We start from the raw sequence: 24,990 nt of genomic DNA, 5'->3' as shown, positions 1-24,990 counted from the left end.
CGAAAAGAGCACAGATTTTTCGTCACCGGCAACTTGAGGTAGACTGCGTCCTTGCACCAAGCCGGGATAGACAGATGAAACTGAATGCCAACGCCTCCTTGTTGAAACTCAACACCCTCGCCCTCGATGCTTACTGCCTCTGGTTGGCCGAGGTGGAGCTGATCGCTGATCTGGCTGCCCTGCGAAGTGATGCCGAGCTGAACACACTGCCCCGTCTGAATCTTGGTGGTGGCAGCAATGTGTTGTTTACTACCGACTTCCACGGTCTGGTGGTGCTCAACCGCCTCAAGGGCATTACAGCTCAGGATCAGGGCGATCACTGGCTGCTCCATGTCGCAGCGGGTGAGGATTGGCATCAACTGGTCTGCCATAGCCTGCAACAGGGGTGGTACGGACTGGAGAATCTGGCGCTCATCCCCGGCACGGTCGGTGCGGCTCCAGTGCAAAACATCGGCGCCTACGGGGTCGAGTTGGCGAACTTCTGTGCCTATGTCGAGGCCTTCAACTGGCAGAGCGGCGAGATCGAGCGGATTGAGGCGCAGCAGTGCCGCTTCGGCTATCGCGACAGTATCTTCAAGCACGAGTATCAGGACTCCCATCTGATCACCGCAGTCGGCCTCAAGCTACCCAAAGCATGGCAACCGGTGCTGGGCTATGGCCAGCTGGCCTCGCTTGGCGACCAGCCGAGCGCGCAGGCCATCTTCGACACCGTCTGTGCAACTCGCATGGCCAAGCTGCCGGATCCCGCCGTACTCGGCAACGCCGGCAGCTTCTTCAAGAATCCGGTGGTGTCCGCCGCGCTGGCCGATTCGCTCAAACTGACATATCCGCAGATGCCTTGTTATCCGGCCGGGGAGGGGCAAGCCAAGCTGGCGGCTGGCTGGCTCATCGATCAGTGCGGTCTCAAGGGATTTGCCATCGGCCGCGCCGCCGTTCATCAGGAGCAGGCGCTGGTACTGGTCAATCTGGGGGGCGCCAGCGCCATGGAGCTGATCGCGCTTGCGGCCCACGTGCGCGACAGCGTGGAGCAGAAGTTTGGTGTGGTGCTGGAACACGAGGTGCGCTTCATGGACGCGCAGGGTGAAACCTGGCTCGATGAGGTGCTCTCATGACGTTGACTCCTATCAGACAGACCTTGATCACCCTGCTCAGTGACGGCCAGTTTCACTCCGGCGAACAGCTGGGCGAGCAGCTCGGCATCAGCCGGGCGGCAGTGAGCAAGCACATGGCTGCACTCAAGGAGCTGGGGCTGGATCTCTTTAGCCTGACCGGCAAAGGTTACCGGCTGGCGGTGCCGATGGCGCTCTATGATGAGGCGAAGCTGCAGGCGCTGGCACCGATGGCGCCGGTGCACTGCTTCCCGGTGATCGGTTCGACCAACCAGCATCTGCTGGAGAGGGTCAATCAACTGCGCTCTGGCGAGAGTTGCCTTGCCGAGTGCCAGACCGCCGGGCGCGGTCGTCGTGGCAAGCCCTGGGTCTCGCCGTTCGGTTGCCAGCTGATTCTCAGCATGTACTGGCGGCTGGAGCAGGGCATGGCTGCCGCCATGGGGCTGAGTCTGGCGGTCGGTGTTGCCGTGGTAGAGGCGCTGGAGTCGCTCGGTTATCACGGTGTCGAGCTGAAGTGGCCCAACGATCTTTACTATCAGGGGCGCAAGCTGGCGGGCATTCTGGTGGAGATGAGCGGCAGCGCCGGAGCCAGTTGCCATCTGGTGATCGGTATCGGCCTCAATCTGGCGATGCCGTCCCGCGAAGGGGAGAAGATCGATCAGGCTTGGGCCGAGTTGCGCCACATCAATCCCGAGCTGGTTGATCGCAATGAGCTCGCTGCCCGGATGATCGCCTATCTGCAGCGGGCGATGCAGACCTTCGAGCAGAGCGGATTGGCGAGCTTTGTCGATCAGTGGAACCGGCTCGACCACTTTGCCGGTCGCCCTGTCCGTCTCTTGATGGGGGAGCAGGAGATCCGCGGTATCGCCCGTGGTATCGACGATCGCGGCGCACTGCGGCTGGAGACGGAGGAGGGCACCAAGTTCTATCTGGGTGGCGAACTATCCCTGCGTCGGGGTGATTAAGCATTGCGCATGGCGATAACCGTTAGCGACAAAAAAGAGAGGGGACCTGCGGGTCCCCTCTCTTTTATCCGGCTATCTGCAACGGTGGGAACTACCGTGCTTATTTGCGCAGCTTGATCTGTTCGATGGCGTGCTCGTTGCCCTTGGTCAGGATCAGGTTGGCCCGCTCCCGGGTCGGCAGGATGTTCTCCTGCAGATTGAGATAGTTGATATCCTGCCAGATGTTGTTGGCGATCTGGGTCGCTTCGCTCTCGGTCAGCTTGGCGTAGTGGTGGAAGTAGGAGTCCGGGTCCGAGAAAGCGCCACTGCGGAACTTGAGGAAGCGCTCGATATACCAGGTGCGCAGCAGGTCGGCTTCGGCATCCACATAGATGGAGAAGTCGACGAAATCGGAGACAAACACCCGGTGCGGTTCCTGCGGATAATCCATACCGCTCTGCAGTACATTGAGCCCTTCCAGGATCAGGATGTCCGGCTGCTCCACCACCTTCTTCTCGTCAGGGATGATGTCGTAGATAAGGTGGGAGTAGACCGGCGCTTCCACCTTCTCGTGGCCAGCCCGGATATTGGCAACAAACTCCACCAGATGGCGGATGTCGTAGGATTCTGGGAACCCCTTGCGGCGCATCAGGCCACGCTCCTCCAGCACCTTGTTGGGATAGAGGAAGCCATCGGTGGTGACCAGCTCCACCCGCGGGTGCTCCGGCCAGCGCTCCAGCAACGCCTGCAGGATACGAGCCGTGGTGCTTTTGCCCCCCGCTACACTGCCGGCAATGCTGATGATATAAGTACCCTTGCCGCGTGACTGGCCGAGGAACTGTTCCAGTACCCGGCTACGGCGCTGCTTGGCTTTGACATAGAGATTGAGCAGGCGGGAGAGGGGCAGATAGATCTCCTCTACCTCCTTCAATGACACCTTTTCGTTGATCCCGCGCAGGGTTTGCAGATCGTGTTCGGTCAGGGTCAGGGGGACCGAATCGCGCAATAACGCCCATTTTTCGCGGGTGAATTGCAGATAGGGGTTATGCTCTGTCGTCATGGTGTCATCACTGTTTCTTTGGCACGGCGACCATACACCAAGGGGTGGAGAGCGACAAGGGACGCATCCAGATTGGCCTGAATCCCTCCACTTTTTTGCCCGGATCCCGGCAATAATCCACATTTTGCAAGGTGCAATGGTTGCATCCCCCAAATCCTTACAATAAAATGCGCGACGCTTGGATGTCTGTCGCCTGTTTGCTCGGCAAAAGCGATAAAAAAAACAGTGGGTGCAAGCAGAATTACCACTGTGACAATCTGGCATCTGGAGGGGTTCCCGAGCGGCCAAAGGGATCAGACTGTAAATCTGACGGCTCTGCCTTCGAAGGTTCGAATCCTTCTCCCTCCACCATATTTCTCTGCGGTTTGAGTTCTTTGGGTTAGAGAAATGCGGGCATCGTATAATGGCTATTACCTCAGCCTTCCAAGCTGATGATGCGGGTTCGATTCCCGCTGCCCGCTCCAAGATGCTGATATGGCTCAGGCGATACCAAGAGCTACGCCCTCAGGGTGAAGTCGGCAGTCGAACCTGTCTGTCAGCACCAGCCTCTCTTCCCCACCAGATTCAAATCCATCATATAAACTGTTCTGTGGTTAGCTTGCCACCGCGTACTCAGCGTTAGTTTAGAGGGACGATCATGTCTAAAGAAAAATTTGAGCGTAATAAACCGCACGTTAACGTGGGTACCATCGGCCACGTTGACCACGGTAAAACCACCCTGACTGCAGCTATCACCAACGTGCTGGCCAAGCACTTCGGTGGTAAAGCTTTCGCCTTCGACCAGATCGACAAGGCACCGGAAGAGCGTGAGCGTGGTATCACCATCAACACCTCCCACGTAGAATACGACACCGCTACCCGTCACTACGCGCACGTAGACTGCCCGGGTCACGCCGACTACGTTAAAAACATGATCACCGGTGCTGCCCAGATGGACGGCGCGATCCTGGTAGTAGCAGCGACTGACGGCCCGATGCCGCAGACTCGTGAGCACATCCTGCTGGGTCGTCAGGTAGGCGTTCCGTACATCATCGTGTTCATGAACAAGTGCGACATGGTAGATGACGAAGAGCTGCTGGAACTGGTCGAGATGGAAGTTCGCGAACTGCTGTCCGAGTACGACTTCCCGGGTGATGACCTGCCGGTAGTCCGTGGTTCTGCACTGAAAGCGCTGGAAGGCGAAGCTCAGTGGGAAGAGAAGATCCTGGAACTGGCTGGCCACCTGGACAGCTACATTCCGGAGCCGGAGCGTGCAATCGACCTGCCGTTCCTGATGCCTATCGAAGACGTATTCTCTATCGCTGGCCGTGGTACTGTAGTTACCGGTCGTGTAGAGCGCGGTATCGTTAAAGTTGGTGAAGAAGTGGAAATCGTTGGTATCAAAGATACCACCAAGACCACCTGTACCGGCGTTGAAATGTTCCGCAAACTGCTGGACGAAGGTCGTGCAGGCGAGAACATCGGTGCACTGCTGCGTGGCGTGAAGCGTGAAGACGTAGAGCGTGGTCAGGTACTGGCCAAGCCGGGCACCATCAAGCCGCACACCAAGTTTGAATCTGAAGTGTACGTACTGTCCAAAGAAGAAGGTGGTCGTCATACCCCGTTCTTCAAAGGCTACCGTCCGCAGTTCTACTTCCGTACTACCGACGTGACCGGTACCATCGAACTGCCGGAAGGCGTAGAGATGGTAATGCCGGGCGACAACATCAAGATGGTTGTTACCCTGATTGCGCCGATCGCGATGGACGACGGCCTGCGTTTCGCTATCCGTGAAGGTGGCCGTACCGTAGGTGCTGGTGTTGTAGCTAAAGTTATCGCTTAATCTTTGGCTTACATAAATAAAGCAAAGCCCCTATAATAGGGGCTTTCTTATGCAGGGGCGTAGTTCGAATTGGTAGAACAGCGGTCTCCAAAACCGATGGTTGCGGGTTCGAGTCCTGCCGCCCCTGCCATATACCTCGTCTCGTACGGGGCTTTTGTGTCTTTGGTTACGTCAGATACAGGTGGGTTGTATGAGTGTTAGTTCTGAGAGCCAGGGCGGAAGCAAGGATACCCTGCTTTGGGGCCTGGTTTTCATTATCCTGGCGGCTGCTGTAGTGGGTAATTACCTGCTCAACGATGTTGTCGCTGCCGTCCGCGCCCTGGGTGTGGTCGTTGTCGTTGCTGCTGCTGGTGCAGTAGCCCTGCAAACCACCAAGGGAAAGGCTACGCTGGCATTCGCCCGTGAGTCTCGCCTGGAAGTCCGCAAGGTCGTATGGCCAACCCGTCAGGAAGCCATTCAGACAACCCTGATTGTGCTGGCGGTGACCGCCGTGATGGGGCTGCTGCTGTTCGTTCTGGACGGCGCCTTGGTCTGGTTGGTCAACCTGATTACCGGTGTGTAAGGATAAGCCATGACTGAACAACGTGAACAGCGTATGAGATGGTATGTCGTGCAGGCGTTTTCCGGCTATGAAGGCCGTGTTGCCAAATCCCTGCGTGAACATATCAAGATGCATGGCATGGAAGACATGTTCGGTGAAGTACTGGTCCCGACCGAAGAAGTGGTCGAGATGCGTGCAGGCCAGAAGCGCAAGAGTGAGCGCAAGTTTTTCCCGGGTTATGTCCTGGTCCAGATGATCATGGATGAAACCACATGGCACCTGGTACGCAACGTACCGCGTGTAATGGGCTTCATCGGCGGTACCTCCGACCGCCCGGCACCGATCTCCGACAAAGAGGCCGATGCCATCCTGAACCGTCTGCAGGATGCCCACGACAAGCCGCGTCCGAAAACCCTGTTTGAACCGGGCGAAATGGTGCGGGTTGCCGATGGTCCGTTTGCCGACTTCAACGGTACCGTTGAAGAGGTGGATTACGAGAAGAGCCGCGTGAAGGTCTCTGTACTGATCTTCGGTCGTTCTACTCCGGTTGAGCTGGATTTTGGTCAGGTCGAAAAGGGCTGATTGATTTCTGTTCACTCAACAGTTGTCAGGGGCAGCGAATATCTCTATAATTCGCTGCCCCTTTATTAGTTGGGGAGCCGTTTGCAGGAGCATGTCTCCGAGGCGCTAGAACCCATTTTTGAGGTAATTTCCTAATGGCTAAGAAAGTCACAGCTTATATCAAGCTGCAGGTTGCTGCTGGTGCAGCAAACCCGTCTCCTCCCGTTGGTCCTGCACTGGGTCAACACGGTGTGAACATCATGGAATTCTGTAAGGCGTTCAACGCCCGTACAGAGAAGCTGGAAAAAGGTTCACCGACTCCGGTCGTGATCACCGTTTACAGCGACCGTTCCTTCACCTTCGAAACCAAGACTCCGCCTGCTTCCTTCCTGCTGAAGAAAGCTGCTGGCATCAAGTCTGGTTCTTCCAAGCCGAACAAAGACAAGGTTGGTAAGGTGACCGTTGCCCAGCTGCAAGAAATCGCCAAGACCAAAGAGCCGGATATGACCGGTGCCGATCTGGATGCAAAAGTACGTTGCATCGCCGGCTCCGCTCGTTCCATGGGTCTGGTAGTGGAGGAGTAAGACAATGGCTAAACTGTCCAAGCGTATGCGCGTTATTCGCGAAAAAGTTGACGGTACCAAAGAGTACTCCATCAACGAAGCCATTGCCCTGCTGAAAGAACTGGCTACCGCCAAGTTCGTTGAAAGCGTTGACGTTGCTGTCAACCTGGGTATCGACGCTCGTAAATCTGACCAGAACGTACGTGGTGCAACTGTACTGCCGCACGGTACCGGTCGTGACGTTCGCGTTGCCGTATTTACCCAAGGTGCCAACGCCGAAGCTGCTAAAGCTGCCGGTGCTGACCTGGTAGGTATGGATGACCTGGCCGATCTGGTTAAGAAAGGCGAGATGAACTTCGACGTAGTTATCGCATCTCCGGATGCCATGCGCGTTGTTGGTCAACTGGGTCAAATCCTGGGCCCGCGCGGTCTGATGCCGAACCCGAAAGTTGGTACTGTAACCCCGAACGTTGCCGAAGCCGTCAAGAACGCCAAGGCTGGTCAGGTTCGTTACCGTAACGACAAGAATGGTATCATCCATACCACTCTGGGTAAGGTTTCTTTCAACGAAGTTCAGCTGAAAGAAAACTTGGAAGCTCTGCTGGTTGCCCTGAAAAAAGGCAAGCCCTCTTCCGCCAAAGGTCAATTCATCAAGAAAGTCAGCATCTCCACCACCATGGGTGCCGGTGTTGCCGTAGACCAAGCTTCTCTGGAAGCTCAGGCCTAATTGATGGGTTTTACAAGGCGCAAAATTTAATCTATAATTTTGCGCCTTGATTGGTTGGGGGTTTCGACCTCCGTCCAAGACCGCAGGAGGCTGCAAAGCCTTAATGTTTCCTGCGTAGACGGTGCCGGAAACCCAGCGAGAAAGATTCTTTCTCTTCTGGAATCCTGCTACCGCATCGTTCCCCTCTGTTGTAAAGGTAGGGGGGATGTGTCAGTACTGGGTCATTTGACCCGGATTCAATCCAGGAGTTAAGCCAATGGCATTGGGACTCGAAGACAAAAAGGCAATTGTTGCTGAAGTCAACGAAGCTGCCAAAGGCGCTCTTTCTGCAGTTGTTGCCGATTCTCGCGGTGTAACTGTAGACAAGATGACCGTCCTGCGTAAAACCGCTCGTGAAGCCGGTGTGTACATGCGCGTTGTGCGTAACACCCTGCTGCGTCGCGCGGTAGAAGGTACCGAATACGAGTGCCTGAACGACGCATTTACCGGTCCTACCTTGATTGCTTTCTCTAATGAACACCCGGGCGCTGCTGCTCGTCTGTTCAAAGAGTTTGCCAAAGCGAACCAAAAGTTCGAAATCAAGGCTGGCGCTTTTAACGGTGAGTTTATCGCCGCAGCACAAATTGATCGTCTGGCCACGCTGCCGACTTACGAAGAAGCAATTGCGAAGTTGATGGCTACCATGAAGGAAGCCTCTGCTGGCAAGCTGGTTCGTACTATCGCTGCTGTTCGCGACCAGAAACAAGCTGCTGCTTGATTCTCGCCTATCTAGGCTGTTTGAGTTTATTCAACATCAGGAATTTTTGTCATGTCTATCACTAAAGACCAAATCATCGAAGCCGTTGCTTCCATGTCCGTAATGGAAGTTGTTGAGCTGATCGAAGCTATGGAAGAGAAGTTCGGTGTTTCTGCCGCTGCTGCCGTAATGGCTGGCCCGGCTGCTGCTGAAGCAGTAGAAGAGAAGACCGAGTTCGACGTAGTTCTGACTGCTGCCGGTGCTAACAAAGTTGCCGTTATCAAAGCCGTTCGTGGCGCTACCGGTCTGGGCCTGAAAGAAGCCAAAGATCTGGTAGAAGCTGCTCCGGCTAACCTGAAAGAAGCCGTCTCCAAAGACGAAGCTGAAGCTCTGAAGAAAGAGCTGGAAGCTGCCGGTGCTTCTGTTGAGATCAAATAATCTGCATTTATGTAGATTAGCCTGATAAAACAGGCTAGGGCTGGTGAATTTTTGTTCACCAGCCTTTTTGCGCTGTAGACTGAGAGCATTTCACACCGTTTACGACTCTCGGTGCACCAGCAATCCGGACTGTCTTCTTTCGTCCGGGCCAACACAAAACGGTGTTGAGACAGAGCTGTCCCGCGGGACAGAGTGGGTCACTTATCAGCGAGCTGAGGAACCCTATGGTTTACTCTTATACCGAAAAAAAACGCATTCGTAAGGACTTCGGTAAGCGAGACCAGGTACTGGACACGCCTTATCTGTTGTCCATTCAGCTGGACTCCTTCAAGCAGTTCATCGAGGCTGACCCGGAAGGTGAATATGGCCTAGAGGCCGCTTTCCGTAGCGTTTTCCCGATCACCAGTTACTCCGGTAGTGCTGAGCTTCAGTATGTCAGCTATCGCCTGGGTGAGCCGGTATTTGACGTAAAAGAATGCCAGATCCGTGGAGTGACCTACTCCGCGCCGCTGCGTGTCAAGCTTCGTATGGTTCTGTACGACCGTGAAGCAGCTGCCGGCACCGTCAAAGACATCAAGGAACAAGAAGTATACATGGGCGAAATTCCGCTCATGACCGAGAACGGCACCTTTGTTATCAATGGTACCGAGCGGGTTATCGTTTCCCAGTTGCACCGCAGCCCGGGCGTCTTCTTCGACCACGATAAAGGCAAAACACATTCATCCGGTAAGGTGCTGTATAACGCTCGCGTTATCCCCTACCGTGGCTCCTGGCTGGACTTCGAGTTCGATGCGAAAGACAACCTGTTTGTCCGTATCGACCGTCGTCGCAAACTGCCGGCATCCATCATTCTGCGCGCCCTGGACTTCACTTCCGAAGAGATCCTGGCCACCTTCTTCGAAACCATCGGTTTCGAGGTCAAAGATGGCAAGTTGATGATGGATCTGGTGCCGGAGCGCCTGCGTGGCGAAACTGCGACCTTCGACATCGTGGCCAATGGTGCCGTGGTTGTTGAAACCGGTCGTCGTGTGACTGCCCGTCACATCCGTCAGCTGGAAAAAGATGCCGTTACCCAGATTGAGGTACCGGTTGAGTACGTTGTTGGCAAAGTTGCTGCCAAGGACTACGCACATCCGCAAACTGGCGAACTGGTAGTGGCAGCCAACCAGGCTCTGAGTCTGGAAGCGATTGCCAACCTGTCCCAGGCCGGCTTCAAGCATTTCGAGGTTCTGTTCACCAACGAACTGGACCACGGTGCCTACATGTCCGAGACCCTGCGCGTCGATTCCAGCACCAACCGTCTGGAAGCGCTGGTAGAAATCTACCGCATGATGCGTCCGGGCGAGCCGCCGACACGTGAAGCAGCAGAGCAGCTGTTCGAAAACCTGTTCTTCTCTGCCGAACGTTACGACCTGTCTACCGTAGGTCGGATGAAGTTCAATCGCCGTCTGGGTCGTGAAGACGAGACTGGCGCGGGCGTACTGACCAAAGACGATATCGTCGATGTGATGAAGCGCCTGATCGACATCCGTAACGGTAACGACGAAGTGGACGATATCGACCACCTGGGTAACCGTCGTATCCGTTCTGTCGGTGAAATGGCTGAAAACCAGTTCCGCGTCGGTCTGGTGCGTGTCGAGCGTGCGGTCAAGGAGCGTCTCTCCCTGGGCGACCTGGACACCCTGATGCCGCAGGATCTGATCAACGCCAAGCCGATCTCCGCCGCAGTCAAAGAGTTCTTTGGTTCCAGCCAGCTGTCCCAGTTTATGGACCAGAACAACCCGCTGTCCGAAGTGACCCACAAGCGCCGTATCTCTGCGCTGGGCCCGGGCGGTTTGACTCGTGAGCGTGCCGGCTTTGAAGTCCGAGACGTACACCCGACCCACTACGGTCGTCTGTGCCCGATCGAGACTCCTGAAGGTCCGAACATCGGTCTGATCAACTCCCTGTCCGTGTACTCTCGTACCAACGAGTACGGTTTCCTCGAGACTCCGTACCGCAAGGTCATTGACGGTGTGATCACCGACGAAGTGGACTACCTGTCTGCTATTGAAGAAGGCAAGTACGTGATCGCACAGGCTAACGCCGCGACCACCGAAGATGGCCGTCTGAAAGATGAATTGATCCCGTGCCGTCACAAAGGTGAATCCACCTTTATGAACGCCGACCAGATCCAGTATATGGACGTGAGCCCGCAGCAGATCGTATCTGTGGCAGCGGCCCTGATCCCGTTCCTGGAACACGATGACGCGAACCGCGCATTGATGGGTTCAAACATGCAACGTCAGGCTGTACCGACCCTGCGCGCTGACAAGCCGCTGGTAGGTACCGGTATGGAACGCGCTGTGGCCGTTGACTCCGGTGTAACCGTAGTTGCCAAGCGTGGCGGCATGATCGACTACGTCGATGCCTCCCGTATCGTTATCAAGGTAAATGAAGATGAGCTGATGCCAGGCGAAGCCGGCATCGACATCTACAACCTGACCAAATACACCCGTTCCAACCAGAACACCTGTATCAACCAGCGTCCTTGCGTGATGTTGGGTGAGCCGGTCATGGCTGGCGACGTACTGGCTGACGGCCCGTCCACCGATCTGGGTGAACTGGCTCTGGGTCAGAACATGCGCGTCGCGTTCATGCCGTGGAACGGTTACAACTTCGAAGACTCGATCCTGGTGAACGAGCGTGTTGTTCAGGAAGATCGCCTGACCACCATCCATATCCAGGAACTGGCCTGTATCTCCCGTGACACCAAGCTGGGTCCGGAAGAGATCACTGCTGACATCCCGAACGTGGGTGAAGCCGCTCTGTCCAAGCTGGACGAGTCCGGTATCGTCTACGTGGGTGCCGAAGTGAAGGGCGGCGACATTCTGGTCGGTAAGGTAACGCCGAAAGGTGAAACCCAGCTGACTCCGGAAGAGAAGCTGCTGCGCGCCATCTTCGGTGAGAAGGCGTCCGACGTGAAGGACTCCTCCCTGCGTGTACCGAACGGTGTGTACGGTACCGTGGTTGACGTACAAGTCTTTACCCGCGATGGCGTGGAAAAAGACAAGCGCGCCAAAGAAATCGAAGAGATGCAGCTGAAGGAAGCGAAGAAGGACTTGACCGAAGAGTTCAAGATCCTGGAAGACGGCATTTTCGGCCGCTCCCGCAACCTGCTGCTGGCCGCCGGTTACAGCGAAGATCGTCTGAACAAGCTGGAGCGTTCCAAGTGGTTTGAACTGGCCATCGAAGATGAAGCCAAGCAGACCGAACTGGAGCAGATCGCTGAACAGCACGTTGAGCTGAAAGCCGAGTTCGACAAGAAGTTCGAGAACAAGCGTCGCAAGATTATCCAGGGTGATGATCTGGCGCCGGGCGTACTGAAAATCGTCAAGGTTTATCTGGCAGTCAAGCGTCGCATCCAGCCGGGTGACAAGATGGCGGGCCGTCACGGTAACAAGGGTGTTATCTCCAAGATCTGTCCGGTCGAGGATATGCCTCATGACGAGTTCGGCCGTCCGGTCGACATCGTACTGAACCCGTTGGGCGTACCGTCTCGTATGAACATCGGTCAGATCCTCGAAGTGCACCTGGGCCTCGCGGCCAAGGGTATCGGCGAGAAGATCGATCGCATGGTCAAAGAGCAGCGCGAGCTGCACGAGATGCGCAACTTCCTGCAGCAGGTCTACGACCTGGGCGAGAAGGACACCCAGCAAGTGAACATCGCCGAACTGTCTGACGACGACGTACGTACCCTGGTGGGTAACCTGCGTAAGGGTCTGCCGGTTGCTACTCCGGTCTTTGATGGTGCCAAAGAGCGCGAAATCAAAGCCCTGCTGAAGCTGGCCGATCTGCCGGAGTCCGGTCAGATTGATCTGTTCGACGGCCGTACCGGTAACCGTTTCGAGCGTAAAGTAACCGTTGGTTACATGTACATGCTCAAGCTGAACCACTTGGTCGACGACAAGATGCACGCGCGTTCTACCGGTTCTTACAGCCTGGTTACCCAGCAGCCGCTGGGTGGTAAGGCTCAGTTCGGTGGTCAGCGTTTCGGTGAGATGGAAGTGTGGGCCCTGGAGGCTTACGGTGCGGCATATACCCTGCAGGAGATGCTGACCGTCAAGTCTGACGATGTGAATGGCCGTACCAAGATGTACAAGAACATCGTGGATGGCGACCACCGTATGGAGCCGGGCATGCCCGAATCCTTCAACGTATTGCTGAAGGAAATCCGCTCTCTGGGTATCAACATCGAGCTGGACGAAGAGTAAGAGCTCGCTCTTATTGTTCGAGAATTGACGTGGGCGCCCCGAGAGGGGCGCCGAGGTTAGACTCCTGACAGGGGAAACACGTGAAAGACTTACTCAAGTTTTTGAAGGCTCAGACCAAGACCGAAGAGTTTGACAGTATCAAGATCGGTCTGGCCTCTCCTGACATGATCCGCTCCTGGTCATTCGGTGAGGTCAAAAAGCCTGAGACCATCAACTACCGGACTTTCAAGCCGGAGCGTGATGGTCTGTTCTGCGCCCGTATCTTCGGACCGGTGAAGGACTACGAGTGTCTGTGCGGCAAGTACAAGCGCCTGAAACACCGTGGTGTGATCTGTGAGAAGTGCGGCGTTGAAGTGACCCAGACCAAGGTCCGTCGTGAGCGTATGGGCCACATCGAGCTGGCCAGCCCGACTGCCCACATCTGGTTCCTGAAGTCCCTGCCGTCCCGTATCGGTCTGCTGCTGGACATGACCCTGCGCGACATCGAACGCGTGCTCTACTTCGAATCTTTCGTAGTTATCGAGCCGGGCATGACCAACCTCGAACGCAGCCAGATGCTCTCTGAAGAGCAGTACCTGGATGCGCTGGAAGAGTGGGGCGACGAATTTGACGCCAAGATGGGTGCCGAAGCAATCCTGGCATTGCTGCGCGCCATCGATCTGGAAGGTGAAGTCAAAGCGATGCGTGAGGAGCTGGATCAGACCAACTCCGAGACCAAGCGCAAGAAGACCACCAAGCGTCTGAAGCTGATGGAAGCTTTCCTGCAGTCCGGCAACAAGCCGGAGTGGATGATCATGACAGTGCTGCCTGTGCTGCCGCCGGACCTGCGTCCGCTGGTACCGCTGGACGGCGGCCGTTTCGCGACTTCCGATCTGAACGATCTGTACCGTCGCGTGATCAACCGTAACAACCGCTTGAAGCGTCTGCTGGATCTGGCTGCTCCGGACATCATCGTGCGCAACGAAAAGCGCATGCTGCAAGAGTCCGTCGATGCGCTGCTGGATAACGGCCGTCGCGGTCGTGCCATCACCGGTTCCAACAAGCGCCCGCTGAAATCCCTGGCCGACATGATCAAGGGTAAGCAGGGTCGTTTCCGTCAGAACCTGCTCGGTAAGCGTGTCGACTACTCTGGTCGTTCCGTTATCACCGTAGGCCCGACTCTGCGTCTGCATCAGTGCGGTCTGCCGAAGAAGATGGCGCTGGAACTGTTCAAGCCGTTCATCTATGGCAAGCTGGAAACCCGCGGTCTGGCGACCACTATCAAGGCCGCCAAGAAGATGGTGGAGCGCGAAGAAGCTGTCGTTTGGGATATCCTGGACGAAGTTATCCGCGAACACCCGGTTCTGCTGAACCGTGCACCGACTCTGCACCGTCTGGGTATCCAGGCATTCGAACCGACTCTGGTCGAAGGCAAGGCAATCCAGCTGCACCCGCTCGTTTGTGCTGCGTATAACGCGGACTTCGACGGTGACCAGATGGCTGTTCACGTACCGCTGACCCTGGAAGCCCAGCTGGAAGCGCGTGCGCTGATGATGTCTACCAACAACATCCTGTCGCCTGCATCCGGTGAGCCGATCATCGTTCCTTCTCAGGACGTGGTCTTGGGTCTGTACTACATGACCCGCGCCCGCATCAATGCGAAGGGTGAAGGTATGGTGCTGTCCGGCCCGAAAGAGGCCGAGAAAGTGTACCGTGCCGGTCTGGCCGACCTGCATGCTCGCGTCAAGTGCCGCATCACCGAGTACGTGAAGAACGAAGCCGGTGAACTGGTTGCCAAGACCGAGATGAAGAACACCACCGTTGGTCGTGCGATCCTGAGCCTGATCCTGCCGAAAGGCATGGAATACGCCCTGATCGACGAGCCGAAGGTGCTGACTGCTGCCGAGCAGGCCGATCTGGACGCCAATCCGCAGAACTGGATCAAATCCGTATCCAACAAGGCGCTGGGCAAAAAGCTCATCTCCCGTCTGCTGAACACCTGCTATCGCAAGCAGGGGCTGAAGGACACCGTTATCTTCGCTGACCAGCTGATGTATACCGGTTTCCACTACGCGGCGCTGTCCGGTGCTTCCGTTGGTATCGATGACATGGTCATCCCGGATGCCAAAAAAGACATCATCGCTTCTGCCGAAGCCGAAGTTGCCGAGATCCAGGACCAGTTCCTGTCCGGTCTGGTAACTGCGGGCGAACGTTACAACAAGGTTATCGATATTTGGGCCAGCGCCAACGAGCGCGTCTCCAAGGCCATGATGGAGAACTTGTCCAAAGAGCGTAACGTCAACTCGCTGGGTGATGAAGAAGAGCAGGCATCGTTCAACAGCATCTTTATGATGGCCGACTCTGGTGCGCGGGGTTCCGCAGCCCAGATCCGTCAGCTGGCCGGTATGCGTGGCCTGATGGCCAAGCCGGATGGCTCCATCATCGAGACCCCGATCATCGCGAACTTCCGCGAAGGTCTGAACGTACTGCAGTACTTTATCTCTACTCACGGTGCTCGTAAGGGTCTGGCGGATACCGCACTGAAGACTGCGAACTCCGGTTACCTGACTCGTCGTCTGGTAGACGTGGCGCAGGACATGGTGATCACCGAGGACGATTGCGGCACTACTGAAGGTCTGTGGATGACACCGCTGATCGAGGGTGGCGACGTGGTCGAGCCGCTGCGTGAGCGCGTGCTGGGTCGTGTGGTGGCAGAAGATGTCATCAAGCCGGGTACCGAGGACGAGATCCTGGTTGCTCGCAACACCCTGCTCGACGAGCAGCTGTGTGACCTGCTGGAACGCAACTCCGTTGACCGTGTGAAGGTACGTTCTGCCATCACCTGTGAAACTGACTTCGGTAACTGTGCTCACTGCTACGGCCGTGATCTGGCCCGTGGTCACCTGGTTAACAAGGGTGAGGCTGTCGGTGTTATCGCCGCCCAGTCCATCGGTGAACCGGGTACCCAGCTGACAATGCGTACGTTCCACATCGGTGGTGCCGCATCTCGTGCCGCAGCCGAGAGCAGCATCCAGGTGAAGAACACCGGTAGCATCAAGCTGCAGAACGCCAAGTTCGTTCACAACAGCGATGACAAACTGGTTATCACCTCCCGTTCTACCGAACTGACCATCATGGACGACATGGGCCGTACCAAGGAAAGCCACAAGCTGCCTTACGGTTCCGTGCTGGAAGTGAAGGACGGCCAGGCAGTGAACGCTGGCGAAACCGTTGCTAACTGGGATCCGCACACTCACCCGATCATCACCGAAGTGGCAGGTCGTCTGCACTTCGAACACATGATCGATGGCGTGACCATCACTCGTCAGACCGACGAGCTGACCGGTCTCTCCTCTATCGTCGTGCTGGACGTCAACGAGCGTCCGAGCGCCGGTAAAGAGATGCGTCCGACCGTTAAACTGGTCGACCTGAACGGCAACGACGTGATGATCCCGGGTACCGATGTAGCCGCCCAGTACTTCCTGCCGGGCAAGGCGATCGTGAACCTGGAAGATGGTGCCAACGTGGGCGTGGGTGACGCGGTAGCGCGTATCCCGCAAGAGTCCGGCGGTACCAAGGACATCACCGGTGGTCTGCCGCGCGTTGCGGATCTGTTCGAAGCACGTCAACCGAAAGAACCGGCTATTCTGGCCGAGATCTCCGGTACCATCTCCTTCGGGAAAGAGACCAAAGGCAAGCGCCGTCTGGTCATCACCCCGACCGATGGTGGCAACGTCTACGAGGAGATGATTCCGAAGTGGCGTAACCTGAACGTGTTCGAAGGTGAAAAAGTTGAGAAGGGTGAAGTGCTGGCGGACGGTCCTGAGTCTGCTCACGATATCCTGCGTCTGCGCGGTATCAGCCCGGTCGCCAACTACATCGCCAACGAAGTGCAGGACGTTTACCGTCTGCAAGGCGTTAAGATCAACGACAAGCACATCGAAGTCATCGTTCGTCAGATGCTGCGCAAGTGCGAGATCCTGACTGCTGGCGACACCGATCTGATCGAAGGCGAACAGGTTGAAGTGGCTCGCGTGAAGATTGCCAACCGTAAGCTGGTTGCCGAGGGCAAGACCCCTGCGACCTACCGTCATGTTCTGATGGGTATTACCAAGGCATCTCTGAGCACCGAGTCCTTCATCTCCGCGGCTTCCTTCCAGGAAACCACTCGCGTTCTGACCGAAGCCGCCGTTGGTGGCAAGCGTGACGAACTGCGTGGCCTGAAAGAGAACGTCATCGTGGGTCGTCTGATCCCGGCTGGTACCGGCTTTGCCTACCACCACAGCCGGATCAACCAGCGTGCTGCTGCAGCTCGTGCTGTTGGCACCCCGCAGGTGACCGCAGATGAAGCTGAGCAGAACCTGGCGGATCTGCTGAACGCTGCCGGTAGCTTCGACGAAGAGTAACTCGTCAACAGTGATTAAAAAGGGCTCCTTCAAGGAGCCCTTTTTGTTGGCCATTTGATCGGCAAAGACTGACGCCACGCGGGTTTCAGGATGATCCAGAGCAAAGTTGCAGAGTAAAAAATCAAAAAAAGTTGACTTTGCTCTCCTGCGATTTGACACTCGGCAAAGTTGAATGGTTATTACAGGGGTAGAACATGACTGTCGGTATCGAGGAAGCCATGCTTCCCGAAGAACAGCTGATCAGCCGCACTTTTACAGATGAAGACAGGGAATTGTTGCGCTCATACGATGGGCTCATCGACGGCTTGGCCGAATTGTTCGGCAAGCATTGTGAAGTGGTGCTCCACTCCCTGGAAAATCTGCACGAGTCGGTGATCAAGATCGCCAACGGCTTTAACACCGGACGCACCCTCGGGGCGCCCATCACCGATCTGGCACTGCGGATGCTCAAAGACATCGAGAGCACCGGCCAGGATTACACCCAGAGCTATTTTGCTCGCAGCCGCACCGGCGCCCTGATGAAGTCGAGCACCATCGCCATCAGGAACAGTGAACGCCAGGTGATCGGTCTTATCTGCATCAACCTGCATATCAATGCACCTTTCCACGAGTTCGTGGCCGAATTTTTCCCGACGCCCCAGCAGGCGGCACGCCAGTCACCAGAGACCTTTGCCAACAGTGTCGAAGAGCTTGTTGCCCAGACTGTGGACAATACCATCGACGAGATCAACCGCGATCCCACTGTGGCCAACAATGCCAAAAACCGCTTCATCGTCACCCAATTGTTCGAGAAGGGTATTTTTGACATCAAGGACTCCATCAACATGGTGGCGGACAAACTCAATATTTCGAAACATACCGTTTATCTCTACATCCGACAGCGCAAGCAGGGTGAAGACGAAAACGAGTAACTCAATTCCATAAGGGGATAGATGAATGGCTAAAGAAGTGATTGCAACCGACAAGGCGCCTGCCGCCATTGGTCCTTATGTTCAGGCGACCAAGGTAGGCGAGATGATCTTCACCTCCGGGCAGATCCCGCTTGATCCTGCCACCATGGAGATCGTTGCCGGTGGCATCGAAGCTCAGGCCGAGCAGGTAATGAAGAACCTGATCGCCGTATTGCAGGCTGCCGGTGCCGATGCTGGCAAGGTAGTGAAAACCACCTGCTTCCTGAGCGATATGAACGACTTCGTAGCCTTCAATCAGGTCTATGCCCGTTACTTTGGTGATGCCGCACCGGCTCGCTCCTGCGTGGAAGTTGCCCGTCTGCCCAAAGATGTGCTGGTCGAGGTTGAGGCCATCGCCCATCTCTGATCGGCAACTGCTAAAAAGCCCCTCATGGCAGGGGCTTTTTTGTTTTTGGCGTAAAATGGACAGGCATCAGTACAGGAGCCATGTTATGAGTCTGAGTTTTGCCCTGCTGGTGACCGGGCCTGCCTATGGCACCCAGTCCGCCAGCACCGCCTACCGCTTTGCCCGCAGCCTGTTGGCTCAGGGTCATACCCTCTCTCACCTCTTCTTCTATCAGGAGGGGGTCTGCAACGCCAACGGTCTGCATCTTCCCGCCACCGATGAGACCGACCTGGTGCGCCTGTGGCGAGAGCTGGCAGAGGAGCAGGGGATCCGCATCGATGTCTGTGTCGCTGCCGCCATGCGGCGCGGGGTGGTCGATGAGCAGGAGGCCAAAGGGGCAGGGCAGGCCCACTTCAATCTGCAAGCGCCATTTTGTCTGAGCGGGCTTGGCCAGCTGGCCGAAGCTGCCCTGACCGCCGATCGGCTGGTTCAGTTCTAGGGAGTGACCATGAACAAGAAAATCGCATTTATTTGCAGTCGTGGCCCCCATGGCCACGCTGCCGGTCGGGAGGGACTGGATGCCTTGCTGGCCACCTCGGCCATGACCGATGAGCTGGCACTCTTCCTGATTGGTGACGGCGTGTTGCAACTGCTTAAAGAACAACAGCCGCAGGGTATCTTGCAGCGCCACTATGCGCCAACCTTCAAGATGCTCGAACTCTATGACATCGAGGAGGTGTACGTCTGTGCCGACTCGCTGGCCGAGCGCGGCGTGACGGTCGAGGATCTGCTGATCCCGGTCGAAATCCTGTCGCGGGCAGAGATGGCGAGCCAGTGGTCACAATGCGCGACGCACATCAGCTTCTGAGGTCCCCATGTTGCATCTGATCTTGAATTCCCCTTTCCAGAGTCAGACACTGGCTCAGGCGCTCTCATACATGCAATCTGGCGATGAACTGGTGTTGATGCAGGATGCCGTCATTGCGGCCTGTGCGCCTCAGTGGTGCGAACAGCTGGCCGGGATCCAGCTACACGTCATGACCGAGGATCTGCAGGCGCGTGGTTTGCGTCATCAAGTGGGCGATCTGCTGGATATGGCCGGTCTGGTTGAGCTGATTGCACAAAAAGGCTCCCCCAGAACCTGGGCTGGCTGATTTCCATATTTTTACGTTAATTCAATGAATTATGGAAAACCCATGCGGATCCGATTTGCCCTTCCATGCCACAAACTGTATAAATCTTGACTCCCCAGACAACAGGGCATAAAATTTCGCGTCCCCGTATATGCGGGGAGGATTTTCCACACGTTTATGAAGTCATTATCAGGAGCCTTTTGATGGCAACTATTAACCAGTTGGTTCGCAAGCCACGCATCAAGCTCGTTGTGAAAAGCAACGTGCCGGCGCTGGAAGCGTGCCCTCAGAAGCGTGGCGTATGCACTCGTGTATATACCACCACCCCGAAGAAGCCTAACTCTGCACTGCGTAAAGTGTGCCGTGTACGTCTGACCAACGGCTTCGAAGTCACCTCCTACATCGGTGGTGAAGGTCACAACCTGCAAGAGCACTCTGTTGTTCTGATCCGTGGCGGTCGTGTAAAAGACTTGCCAGGTGTTCGTTATCACACCGTTCGTGGTGCGTTGGACTGTGCCGGTGTTAAAGACCGTAAGCAGGCTCGCTCCAAGTATGGCGTGAAGCGTCCTAAAGCTTAATGGTTCTCCGTTAAGTAAGGCCAAACGTTAATTCGTTTCTAGTTAGATAGCTTTCTAGTTTTGGGTAATCCCTGAAGTTACGGAGAATTTGAAATGCCAAGACGTCGTGTTGTTGGTCAGCGTAAAATCCTGCCAGATCCCAAGTTCGGATCAGAGCTGCTGGCTAAATTTGTCAACGTAGTAATGGTTGACGGTAAGAAATCTGTTGCAGAAGCCATTGTTTATGGCGCCCTGGACATCATTGCCACCAAATCTGGCAAAGAGCACCTGGCCGTATTCGAAGAAGCTCTGGATAACATTCGTCCGGCGGTCGAGGTTAAATCTCGTCGCGTCGGTGGTGCAACCTATCAGGTGCCGGTAGAAGTTCGTCCGGTACGTCGCAATGCTCTGGCAATGCGCTGGTTGGTTGATGCCGCTCGTAAACGTGGTGAAAAATCAATGGCTCAGCGTCTGGCTGGCGAGCTGCTGGATGCCGCTGACAATAAGGGTTCGTCTGTCAAGAAACGTGAAGACGTTCACCGTATGGCTGAAGCGAACAAAGCCTTCGCTCACTTCCGCTGGTAATCCGCTTGCGCAGGGTCTTTTGGCTCTGCGCACCTTTAATTATCTAGGGACAAGCGCCTTAGTAAGAGGATGACAATGGCTCGTACAACCCCCATTGAGCGTTATCGTAATATCGGTATCTCCGCTCACATTGACGCCGGTAAGACTACTACTACCGAGCGCGTACTGTTTTACACCGGTGTAAGTCACAAGATCGGTGAAGTTCACGATGGCGCTGCCACCATGGACTGGATGGAACAGGAACAAGAGCGTGGTATCACCATCACCTCCGCCGCGACCACCGCTTTCTGGTCCGGTATGGGTAAACAGTTCCAACCGCACCGTATCAACATCATCGATACCCCCGGCCACGTTGACTTTACTATCGAAGTAGAGCGTTCAATGCGTGTTCTGGACGGTGCCGTGATGGTGTACTGTGCCGTAGGTGGCGTACAGCCACAGTCTGAAACCGTATGGCGTCAGGCTAACAAGTACAAGGTTCCCCGTATCGCGTTCGTCAACAAGATGGACCGTACCGGTGCCAACTTCCTGCGCTGCGTTGAGCACATCAAGACCCGTCTGAAAGGCGTTCCGGTTCCCCTTCAGCTGAACATCGGCTCTGAAGAGAACTTCAAGGGCGTTGTTGACCTGGTCAAGATGAAGGCCATCAACTGGAATGAAGCTGATCAGGGCGTATCCTTCGATTACGAAGACGTCCCGGCCGAGCTGCTGGAACAGGCGCAAGAAATGCGCATGAATCTGGTTGAAGCCGCTGCTGAAGCGTCTGAAGACCTGATGGAAAAGTACCTGGGCGGCGAAGAGCTGACCGAGGAAGAGATCAAAGGTGCTCTGCGTCAGCGTGTGCTGAACAACGAGATCATCCTGGTAACCTGTGGCTCCGCATTCAAGAACAAGGGCGTACAGGCAATGCTGGATGCCGTGATCGAGTATCTGCCGGCGCCGACTGACGTTGCTGCTATCGACGGCCTGAAAATGGACGGCGAGACCAAAGACGAGCGTCACGCTTCCGATGACGAGCCGTTCTCTGCTCTGGCGTTCAAGATCGCTACCGACCCGTTCGTTGGTAACCTGACCTTCTTCCGTGTCTACTCTGGCGTAATCAACTCCGGTGACACCGTACTGAACTCCGTCAAGGACAAGCGCGAGCGTTTTGGTCGTATCGTTCAGATGCATGCCAACAAGCGTGAAGAGATCAAAGAAGTACGCGCTGGTGACATCGCTGCTGCTATCGGTCTGAAAGACGTGACCACTGGTGACACCCTGTGTGACCCGAACGCACCGATCATCCTCGAGCGTATGGAATTCCCGGAGCCGGTAATTTCTATCGCGGTTGAGCCGAAAACCAAGGCTGACCAAGAGAAGATGGGTCTGGCTCTGGGCCGTCTGGCTCAGGAAGATCCGTCCTTCCGCGTATGGACTGACGAAGAGTCAGGTCAAACCATCATCGCCGGTATGGGTGAGCTGCACCTGGACATCATCGTTGACCGTATGCGTCGCGAGTTCAAGGTAGAAGCGAACGTAGGTAAGCCGCAGGTTGCCTACCGTGAAACCATCCGTACCGCCGTTAAAGACATCGAAGGCAAACATGCCAAGCAGTCTGGTGGTCGCGGTCAGTACGGTCACGTTGTGATCGACATGTACCCGCTGGAAGAAGGCAAAGCCTACGAATTCGTTAACGACATCAAAGGCGGCGTCATTCCTGGTGAATTCATCCCGGGTGTTGATAAAGGTATCCGCGAGCAGCTCAAATCTGGCCCGCTGGCTGGTTACCCGGTTATGGATCTGGGTGTGCGTCTGCACTTCGGTTCCTACCACGATGTCGACTCTTCCGAACTGGCGTTCAAAATCGCTGCTTCCATGGCCTTTAAGGCTGGCTTCATGAAGGCCAACCCGGTTCTGCTCGAACCGATCATGAAAGTAGAAGTTGAAACTCCGGAAGATTACATGGGCGACGTTATCGGTGACCTGAACCGTCGTCGTGGCCTGATCGAAGGTATGGAAGATGGCCCGTCCGGCAAGATCGTACGTGCTCTGGTGCCGCTGGCCGAAATGTTCGGTTATGCAACTGCACTGCGTTCCGCTACCCAAGGTCGTGCTTCCTACGCCATGGAATTCGCCAAGTATCACGATGCACCGACCAACGTTGCACAAGCCGTGATCGAAGAGCGCAAATCCAAGTAATTTAAGATTCCCCGCCTACGACGGTAGGCGGGTTTAACCTAGAAGGACTACGTCGTGTCTAAAGAAAAATTTGAGCGTAATAAACCGCACGTAAACGTCGGCACCATCGGCCACGTTGACCACGGTAAAACCACCCTGACTGCAGCTATCACCAACGTGCTGGCCAAGCACTTCGGTGGTAAAGCTTTCGCCTTCGACCAGATCGACAAGGCACCGGAAGAGCGTGAGCGTGGTATCACCATCAACACCTCTCACGTAGAATACGACACCGCTACCCGTCACTACGCACACGTAGACTGCCCGGGTCACGCCGACTACGTTAAAAACATGATCACCGGTGCTGCCCAGATGGACGGCGCGATCCTGGTAGTAGCAGCGACTGACGGCCCGATGCCGCAGACTCGTGAGCACATCCTGCTGGGTCGTCAGGTAGGCGTTCCGTACATCATCGTGTTCATGAACAAGTGTGACATGGTAGATGACGAAGAGCTGCTGGAACTGGTCGAGATGGAAGTTCGCGAACTGCTGTCCGAGTACGACTTCCCGGGTGATGACCTGCCGGTAGTCCGTGGTTCCGCACTGAAAGCGCTGGAAGGCGAAGCTCAGTGGGAAGAGAAGATCCTGGAACTGGCTGGCCACCTGGACAGCTACATTCCGGAGCCGGAGCGTGCAATCGACCTGCCGTTCCTGATGCCTATCGAAGACGTATTCTCTATCGCTGGCCGTGGTACTGTAGTTACCGGTCGTGTAGAGCGCGGTATCGTTAAAGTTGGTGAAGAAGTGGAAATCGTTGGTATCAAAGATACCACCAAGACCACCTGTACCGGCGTTGAAATGTTCCGCAAACTGCTGGACGAAGGTCGTGCAGGCGAGAACATCGGTGCACTGCTGCGTGGCGTGAAGCGTGAAGACGTAGAGCGTGGTCAGGTACTGGCCAAGCCGGGCACCATCAAGCCGCACACCAAGTTTGAATCTGAAGTGTACGTGCTGTCCAAAGAAGAAGGTGGTCGTCATACCCCGTTCTTCAAAGGCTACCGTCCGCAGTTCTACTTCCGTACTACCGACGTGACCGGTACCATCGAACTGCCGGAAGGTGTAGAGATGGTAATGCCGGGCGACAACATCAAGATGGTTGTTACCCTGATTGCGCCGATCGCGATGGACGACGGCCTGCGTTTCGCTATCCGTGAAGGTGGCCGTACCGTAGGTGCTGGTGTTGTAGCTAAAGTTATCGCTTAATCGATACTTTAAATGCACACATGAAAGGGGTGGCTTCGGCCGCCCCTTTTGTTTTTGGGCTTTATCTGCCCTGTGAGATACTGGGCAAAACCATTGATTGAGGTAGTTTCCGTGAGCAAACCCGCCATTTTTCTGGATCGTGACGGTGTCATCAATGAAGACACTGGCTATGTCAGCCAGGTCGATGACTTCCATTTTCTGCCCGAAGTCATAGACGCCCTGCAGCTCCTCAAAAAGAAAGGCTATCTGCTGGTTGTAGTGACCAACCAGTCAGGGATTGCCCGCGGTTATTTCACCGAAGATGATTTCATGAACCTGACTGAGTGGATGGATTGGTCGCTGGCCGATCGCGATGTGGATCTCGATGGTATCTACTTCTGCCCACACCATCCGGATCACGGAGCTCCCTGTGACTGCCGCAAGCCGGAACCGGGAATGTTGTTGCTCGCCAAGCAGGAACTGAACATCGACATGAGCCGTTCCTATATGGTGGGTGACAAGCCTTCCGATTTGAAAGCAGCGAGCAATGCCGGGGTCGGTCACAAGATCATGGTCAGAACTGGTAAGCCGGTTACCGAAACGGGTAGCGCACTGGCAGATGCCATCTATGACAACCTGCACGATTTTGCCATCGCGGCACCTACAGCAAGCTGATCCCGCCGGTTTAACATGCTGATTGGTGGCTTTGTGAGCGAACGAACAGCGAAAGCCATCTTTTTGCAATTATCCGCTTGCCAGAACGAATTCACTCCCTATAATGCGCCTCCATCGACACGGCAAGCGGCAACGCAAACAACCGGGTCGGTAACCTCGAAAAGCCTTTGCAAATAAGGCTTGACTCGAGAAGGCGGTTGAGTAGA

At 55.7% G+C, this 24,990-nt stretch carries 22 protein-coding genes and 3 tRNA genes; 24 read left to right on the top strand and 1 reads right to left on the bottom strand.

Features of this window, described 5'->3' with window-relative positions:
* Window positions 1–74: 74 nt before the first annotated feature.
* Both murB and birA read left to right on the top strand, forming a co-directional pair.
* Window positions 75–1,112, top strand: a complete 1,038-nt coding sequence (gene murB, locus AAHA39_RS11640) for a UDP-N-acetylmuramate dehydrogenase (RefSeq protein WP_320655694.1) — start codon at window positions 75–77, stop codon at window positions 1,110–1,112.
* Window positions 1,109–2,074 (top strand): bifunctional biotin--[acetyl-CoA-carboxylase] ligase/biotin operon repressor BirA, encoded by a 966-nt coding sequence (gene birA / locus AAHA39_RS11635; RefSeq protein ID WP_320655693.1) that lies wholly within the window; start codon window positions 1,109–1,111, stop codon window positions 2,072–2,074. Before murB ends, birA begins: the two co-directional genes overlap by 4 nt.
* A 100-nt stretch (window positions 2,075–2,174) precedes the next feature.
* On the opposite strand, the gene coaA is transcribed toward birA, so the two are convergent.
* Window positions 2,175–3,113 carry a type I pantothenate kinase gene (gene coaA, locus AAHA39_RS11630; protein ID WP_033114855.1) on the bottom strand — a complete coding sequence of 313 codons (939 nt, stop codon included), beginning with the start codon at window positions 3,111–3,113 and terminating at the stop codon, window positions 2,175–2,177.
* Between the two features lie 266 nt (window positions 3,114–3,379).
* Here coaA and AAHA39_RS11625 point away from each other — a divergent pair.
* The 22 genes from AAHA39_RS11625 (at window position 3,380) to gmhB (ending at window position 24,784) form a co-directional block, all read left to right on the top strand.
* Window positions 3,380–3,464 (top strand) — tRNA-Tyr (locus AAHA39_RS11625).
* Between the two features lie 38 nt (window positions 3,465–3,502).
* A tRNA-Gly gene (locus AAHA39_RS11620) sits at window positions 3,503–3,577 on the top strand.
* Between the two features lie 173 nt (window positions 3,578–3,750).
* Complete coding sequence (gene tuf / locus AAHA39_RS11615; RefSeq protein WP_041209577.1) at window positions 3,751–4,935, top strand: elongation factor Tu; 1,185 nt, start codon at window positions 3,751–3,753, stop codon at window positions 4,933–4,935.
* A 53-nt stretch (window positions 4,936–4,988) separates the two neighbouring features.
* Window positions 4,989–5,065 (top strand) — tRNA-Trp (locus tag AAHA39_RS11610).
* A 60-nt stretch (window positions 5,066–5,125) separates the two neighbouring features.
* A complete protein-coding gene (gene secE / locus AAHA39_RS11605) occupies window positions 5,126–5,497 on the top strand; it encodes a preprotein translocase subunit SecE (RefSeq protein ID WP_033114962.1) in 372 nt (123 codons plus the stop codon).
* A 9-nt stretch (window positions 5,498–5,506) separates the two neighbouring features.
* Window positions 5,507–6,058, top strand: a complete 552-nt coding sequence (nusG, locus tag AAHA39_RS11600; RefSeq protein ID WP_005306318.1) for a transcription termination/antitermination protein NusG — start codon at window positions 5,507–5,509, stop codon at window positions 6,056–6,058.
* A gap of 134 nt (window positions 6,059–6,192) precedes the next feature.
* The gene (rplK, locus tag AAHA39_RS11595) at window positions 6,193–6,621 is read left to right on the top strand and encodes a 50S ribosomal protein L11 (protein ID WP_033114963.1); all 429 of its coding nucleotides are present in this window, start codon (window positions 6,193–6,195) and stop codon (window positions 6,619–6,621) included.
* Window positions 6,622–6,625: 4 nt separating this feature from the next.
* Window positions 6,626–7,327: a 50S ribosomal protein L1 gene (gene rplA / locus AAHA39_RS11590; RefSeq protein ID WP_005339888.1), complete on the top strand. Its 702-nt coding sequence runs from the start codon at window positions 6,626–6,628 to the stop codon at window positions 7,325–7,327.
* Window positions 7,328–7,583: 256 nt separating this feature from the next.
* Complete coding sequence (gene rplJ, locus AAHA39_RS11585) at window positions 7,584–8,084, top strand: 50S ribosomal protein L10 (protein WP_005339895.1); 501 nt, start codon at window positions 7,584–7,586, stop codon at window positions 8,082–8,084.
* Window positions 8,085–8,135: 51 nt separating this feature from the next.
* Window positions 8,136–8,501, top strand: coding sequence for a 50S ribosomal protein L7/L12 (gene rplL, locus AAHA39_RS11580; RefSeq protein ID WP_011707702.1), 366 nt, complete (start codon window positions 8,136–8,138; stop codon window positions 8,499–8,501).
* A gap of 224 nt (window positions 8,502–8,725) precedes the next feature.
* A complete protein-coding gene (rpoB, locus tag AAHA39_RS11575; RefSeq protein WP_005341838.1) occupies window positions 8,726–12,754 on the top strand; it encodes a DNA-directed RNA polymerase subunit beta in 4,029 nt (1,342 codons plus the stop codon).
* A gap of 80 nt (window positions 12,755–12,834) precedes the next feature.
* Window positions 12,835–17,139 carry a DNA-directed RNA polymerase subunit beta' gene (rpoC, locus tag AAHA39_RS11570; RefSeq protein ID WP_041210877.1) on the top strand — a complete coding sequence of 1,435 codons (4,305 nt, stop codon included), beginning with the start codon at window positions 12,835–12,837 and terminating at the stop codon, window positions 17,137–17,139.
* Between the two features lie 194 nt (window positions 17,140–17,333).
* Complete coding sequence (locus tag AAHA39_RS11565; protein WP_033114965.1) at window positions 17,334–18,050, top strand: helix-turn-helix transcriptional regulator; 717 nt, start codon at window positions 17,334–17,336, stop codon at window positions 18,048–18,050.
* A 25-nt stretch (window positions 18,051–18,075) separates the two neighbouring features.
* Complete coding sequence (locus AAHA39_RS11560; RefSeq protein ID WP_033114966.1) at window positions 18,076–18,456, top strand: RidA family protein; 381 nt, start codon at window positions 18,076–18,078, stop codon at window positions 18,454–18,456.
* A gap of 85 nt (window positions 18,457–18,541) precedes the next feature.
* Window positions 18,542–18,934: a sulfurtransferase complex subunit TusD gene (tusD, locus tag AAHA39_RS11555; protein WP_320657372.1), complete on the top strand. Its 393-nt coding sequence runs from the start codon at window positions 18,542–18,544 to the stop codon at window positions 18,932–18,934.
* A 9-nt stretch (window positions 18,935–18,943) separates the two neighbouring features.
* A complete protein-coding gene (gene tusC / locus AAHA39_RS11550; protein ID WP_320657373.1) occupies window positions 18,944–19,303 on the top strand; it encodes a sulfurtransferase complex subunit TusC in 360 nt (119 codons plus the stop codon).
* A gap of 7 nt (window positions 19,304–19,310) precedes the next feature.
* A complete protein-coding gene (gene tusB, locus AAHA39_RS11545; protein WP_320657374.1) occupies window positions 19,311–19,589 on the top strand; it encodes a sulfurtransferase complex subunit TusB in 279 nt (92 codons plus the stop codon).
* A gap of 182 nt (window positions 19,590–19,771) precedes the next feature.
* Window positions 19,772–20,146 carry a 30S ribosomal protein S12 gene (gene rpsL / locus AAHA39_RS11540; RefSeq protein WP_005306278.1) on the top strand — a complete coding sequence of 125 codons (375 nt, stop codon included), beginning with the start codon at window positions 19,772–19,774 and terminating at the stop codon, window positions 20,144–20,146.
* A gap of 93 nt (window positions 20,147–20,239) precedes the next feature.
* On the top strand, window positions 20,240–20,710 hold the full coding sequence (rpsG, locus tag AAHA39_RS11535) for a 30S ribosomal protein S7 (RefSeq protein ID WP_005339911.1): 471 nt from the start codon (window positions 20,240–20,242) through the stop codon (window positions 20,708–20,710).
* A gap of 75 nt (window positions 20,711–20,785) precedes the next feature.
* Entirely contained in the window at window positions 20,786–22,891 is a 2,106-nt protein-coding gene (gene fusA, locus AAHA39_RS11530; protein ID WP_042032003.1) for an elongation factor G, read from the top strand.
* A 54-nt stretch (window positions 22,892–22,945) separates the two neighbouring features.
* A complete protein-coding gene (tuf, locus tag AAHA39_RS11525; protein WP_041209577.1) occupies window positions 22,946–24,130 on the top strand; it encodes an elongation factor Tu in 1,185 nt (394 codons plus the stop codon).
* 111 nt (window positions 24,131–24,241) lie between these two features.
* On the top strand, window positions 24,242–24,784 hold the full coding sequence (gmhB, locus tag AAHA39_RS11520; protein ID WP_320657430.1) for a D-glycero-beta-D-manno-heptose 1,7-bisphosphate 7-phosphatase: 543 nt from the start codon (window positions 24,242–24,244) through the stop codon (window positions 24,782–24,784).
* Window positions 24,785–24,990: the final 206 nt, after the last annotated feature.

The sequence above is a fragment of the Aeromonas sp. SE22 genome (genome assembly GCF_038739755.1).
Lineage (GTDB): Bacteria > Pseudomonadota > Gammaproteobacteria > Enterobacterales > Aeromonadaceae > Aeromonas > Aeromonas jandaei.
Note: the sequence above shows the minus strand (reverse complement) of the source record. Positions and strands in the feature narration are given on the sequence as shown.

Excerpts from the sequence above, each read along its gene's own strand:
- coaA (WP_033114855.1), bottom strand. The coding sequence starts at position 3,113 with ATGACGACAGAGCATAACCCCTATCTGCAATTCACCCGCGAAAAATGG.
- AAHA39_RS11565 (WP_033114965.1), top strand. The coding sequence starts at position 17,334 with ATGACTGTCGGTATCGAGGAAGCCATGCTTCCCGAAGAACAGCTGATC.
- rplL (WP_011707702.1), top strand. The coding sequence starts at position 8,136 with ATGTCTATCACTAAAGACCAAATCATCGAAGCCGTTGCTTCCATGTCC.
- rplK (WP_033114963.1), top strand. The coding sequence starts at position 6,193 with ATGGCTAAGAAAGTCACAGCTTATATCAAGCTGCAGGTTGCTGCTGGT.
- rpsL (WP_005306278.1), top strand. The coding sequence starts at position 19,772 with ATGGCAACTATTAACCAGTTGGTTCGCAAGCCACGCATCAAGCTCGTT.
- tusD (WP_320657372.1), top strand. The coding sequence starts at position 18,542 with ATGAGTCTGAGTTTTGCCCTGCTGGTGACCGGGCCTGCCTATGGCACC.
- tusC (WP_320657373.1), top strand. The coding sequence starts at position 18,944 with ATGAACAAGAAAATCGCATTTATTTGCAGTCGTGGCCCCCATGGCCAC.
- birA (WP_320655693.1), top strand. The coding sequence starts at position 1,109 with ATGACGTTGACTCCTATCAGACAGACCTTGATCACCCTGCTCAGTGAC.
- rpsG (WP_005339911.1), top strand. The coding sequence starts at position 20,240 with ATGCCAAGACGTCGTGTTGTTGGTCAGCGTAAAATCCTGCCAGATCCC.
- AAHA39_RS11560 (WP_033114966.1), top strand. The coding sequence starts at position 18,076 with ATGGCTAAAGAAGTGATTGCAACCGACAAGGCGCCTGCCGCCATTGGT.
- nusG (WP_005306318.1), top strand. The coding sequence starts at position 5,507 with ATGACTGAACAACGTGAACAGCGTATGAGATGGTATGTCGTGCAGGCG.
- fusA (WP_042032003.1), top strand. The coding sequence starts at position 20,786 with ATGGCTCGTACAACCCCCATTGAGCGTTATCGTAATATCGGTATCTCC.
- rplA (WP_005339888.1), top strand. The coding sequence starts at position 6,626 with ATGGCTAAACTGTCCAAGCGTATGCGCGTTATTCGCGAAAAAGTTGAC.
- murB (WP_320655694.1), top strand. The coding sequence starts at position 75 with ATGAAACTGAATGCCAACGCCTCCTTGTTGAAACTCAACACCCTCGCC.
- tuf (WP_041209577.1), top strand. The coding sequence starts at position 3,751 with ATGTCTAAAGAAAAATTTGAGCGTAATAAACCGCACGTTAACGTGGGT.
- rplJ (WP_005339895.1), top strand. The coding sequence starts at position 7,584 with ATGGCATTGGGACTCGAAGACAAAAAGGCAATTGTTGCTGAAGTCAAC.
- rpoB (WP_005341838.1), top strand. The coding sequence starts at position 8,726 with ATGGTTTACTCTTATACCGAAAAAAAACGCATTCGTAAGGACTTCGGT.
- tusB (WP_320657374.1), top strand. The coding sequence starts at position 19,311 with ATGTTGCATCTGATCTTGAATTCCCCTTTCCAGAGTCAGACACTGGCT.
- secE (WP_033114962.1), top strand. The coding sequence starts at position 5,126 with ATGAGTGTTAGTTCTGAGAGCCAGGGCGGAAGCAAGGATACCCTGCTT.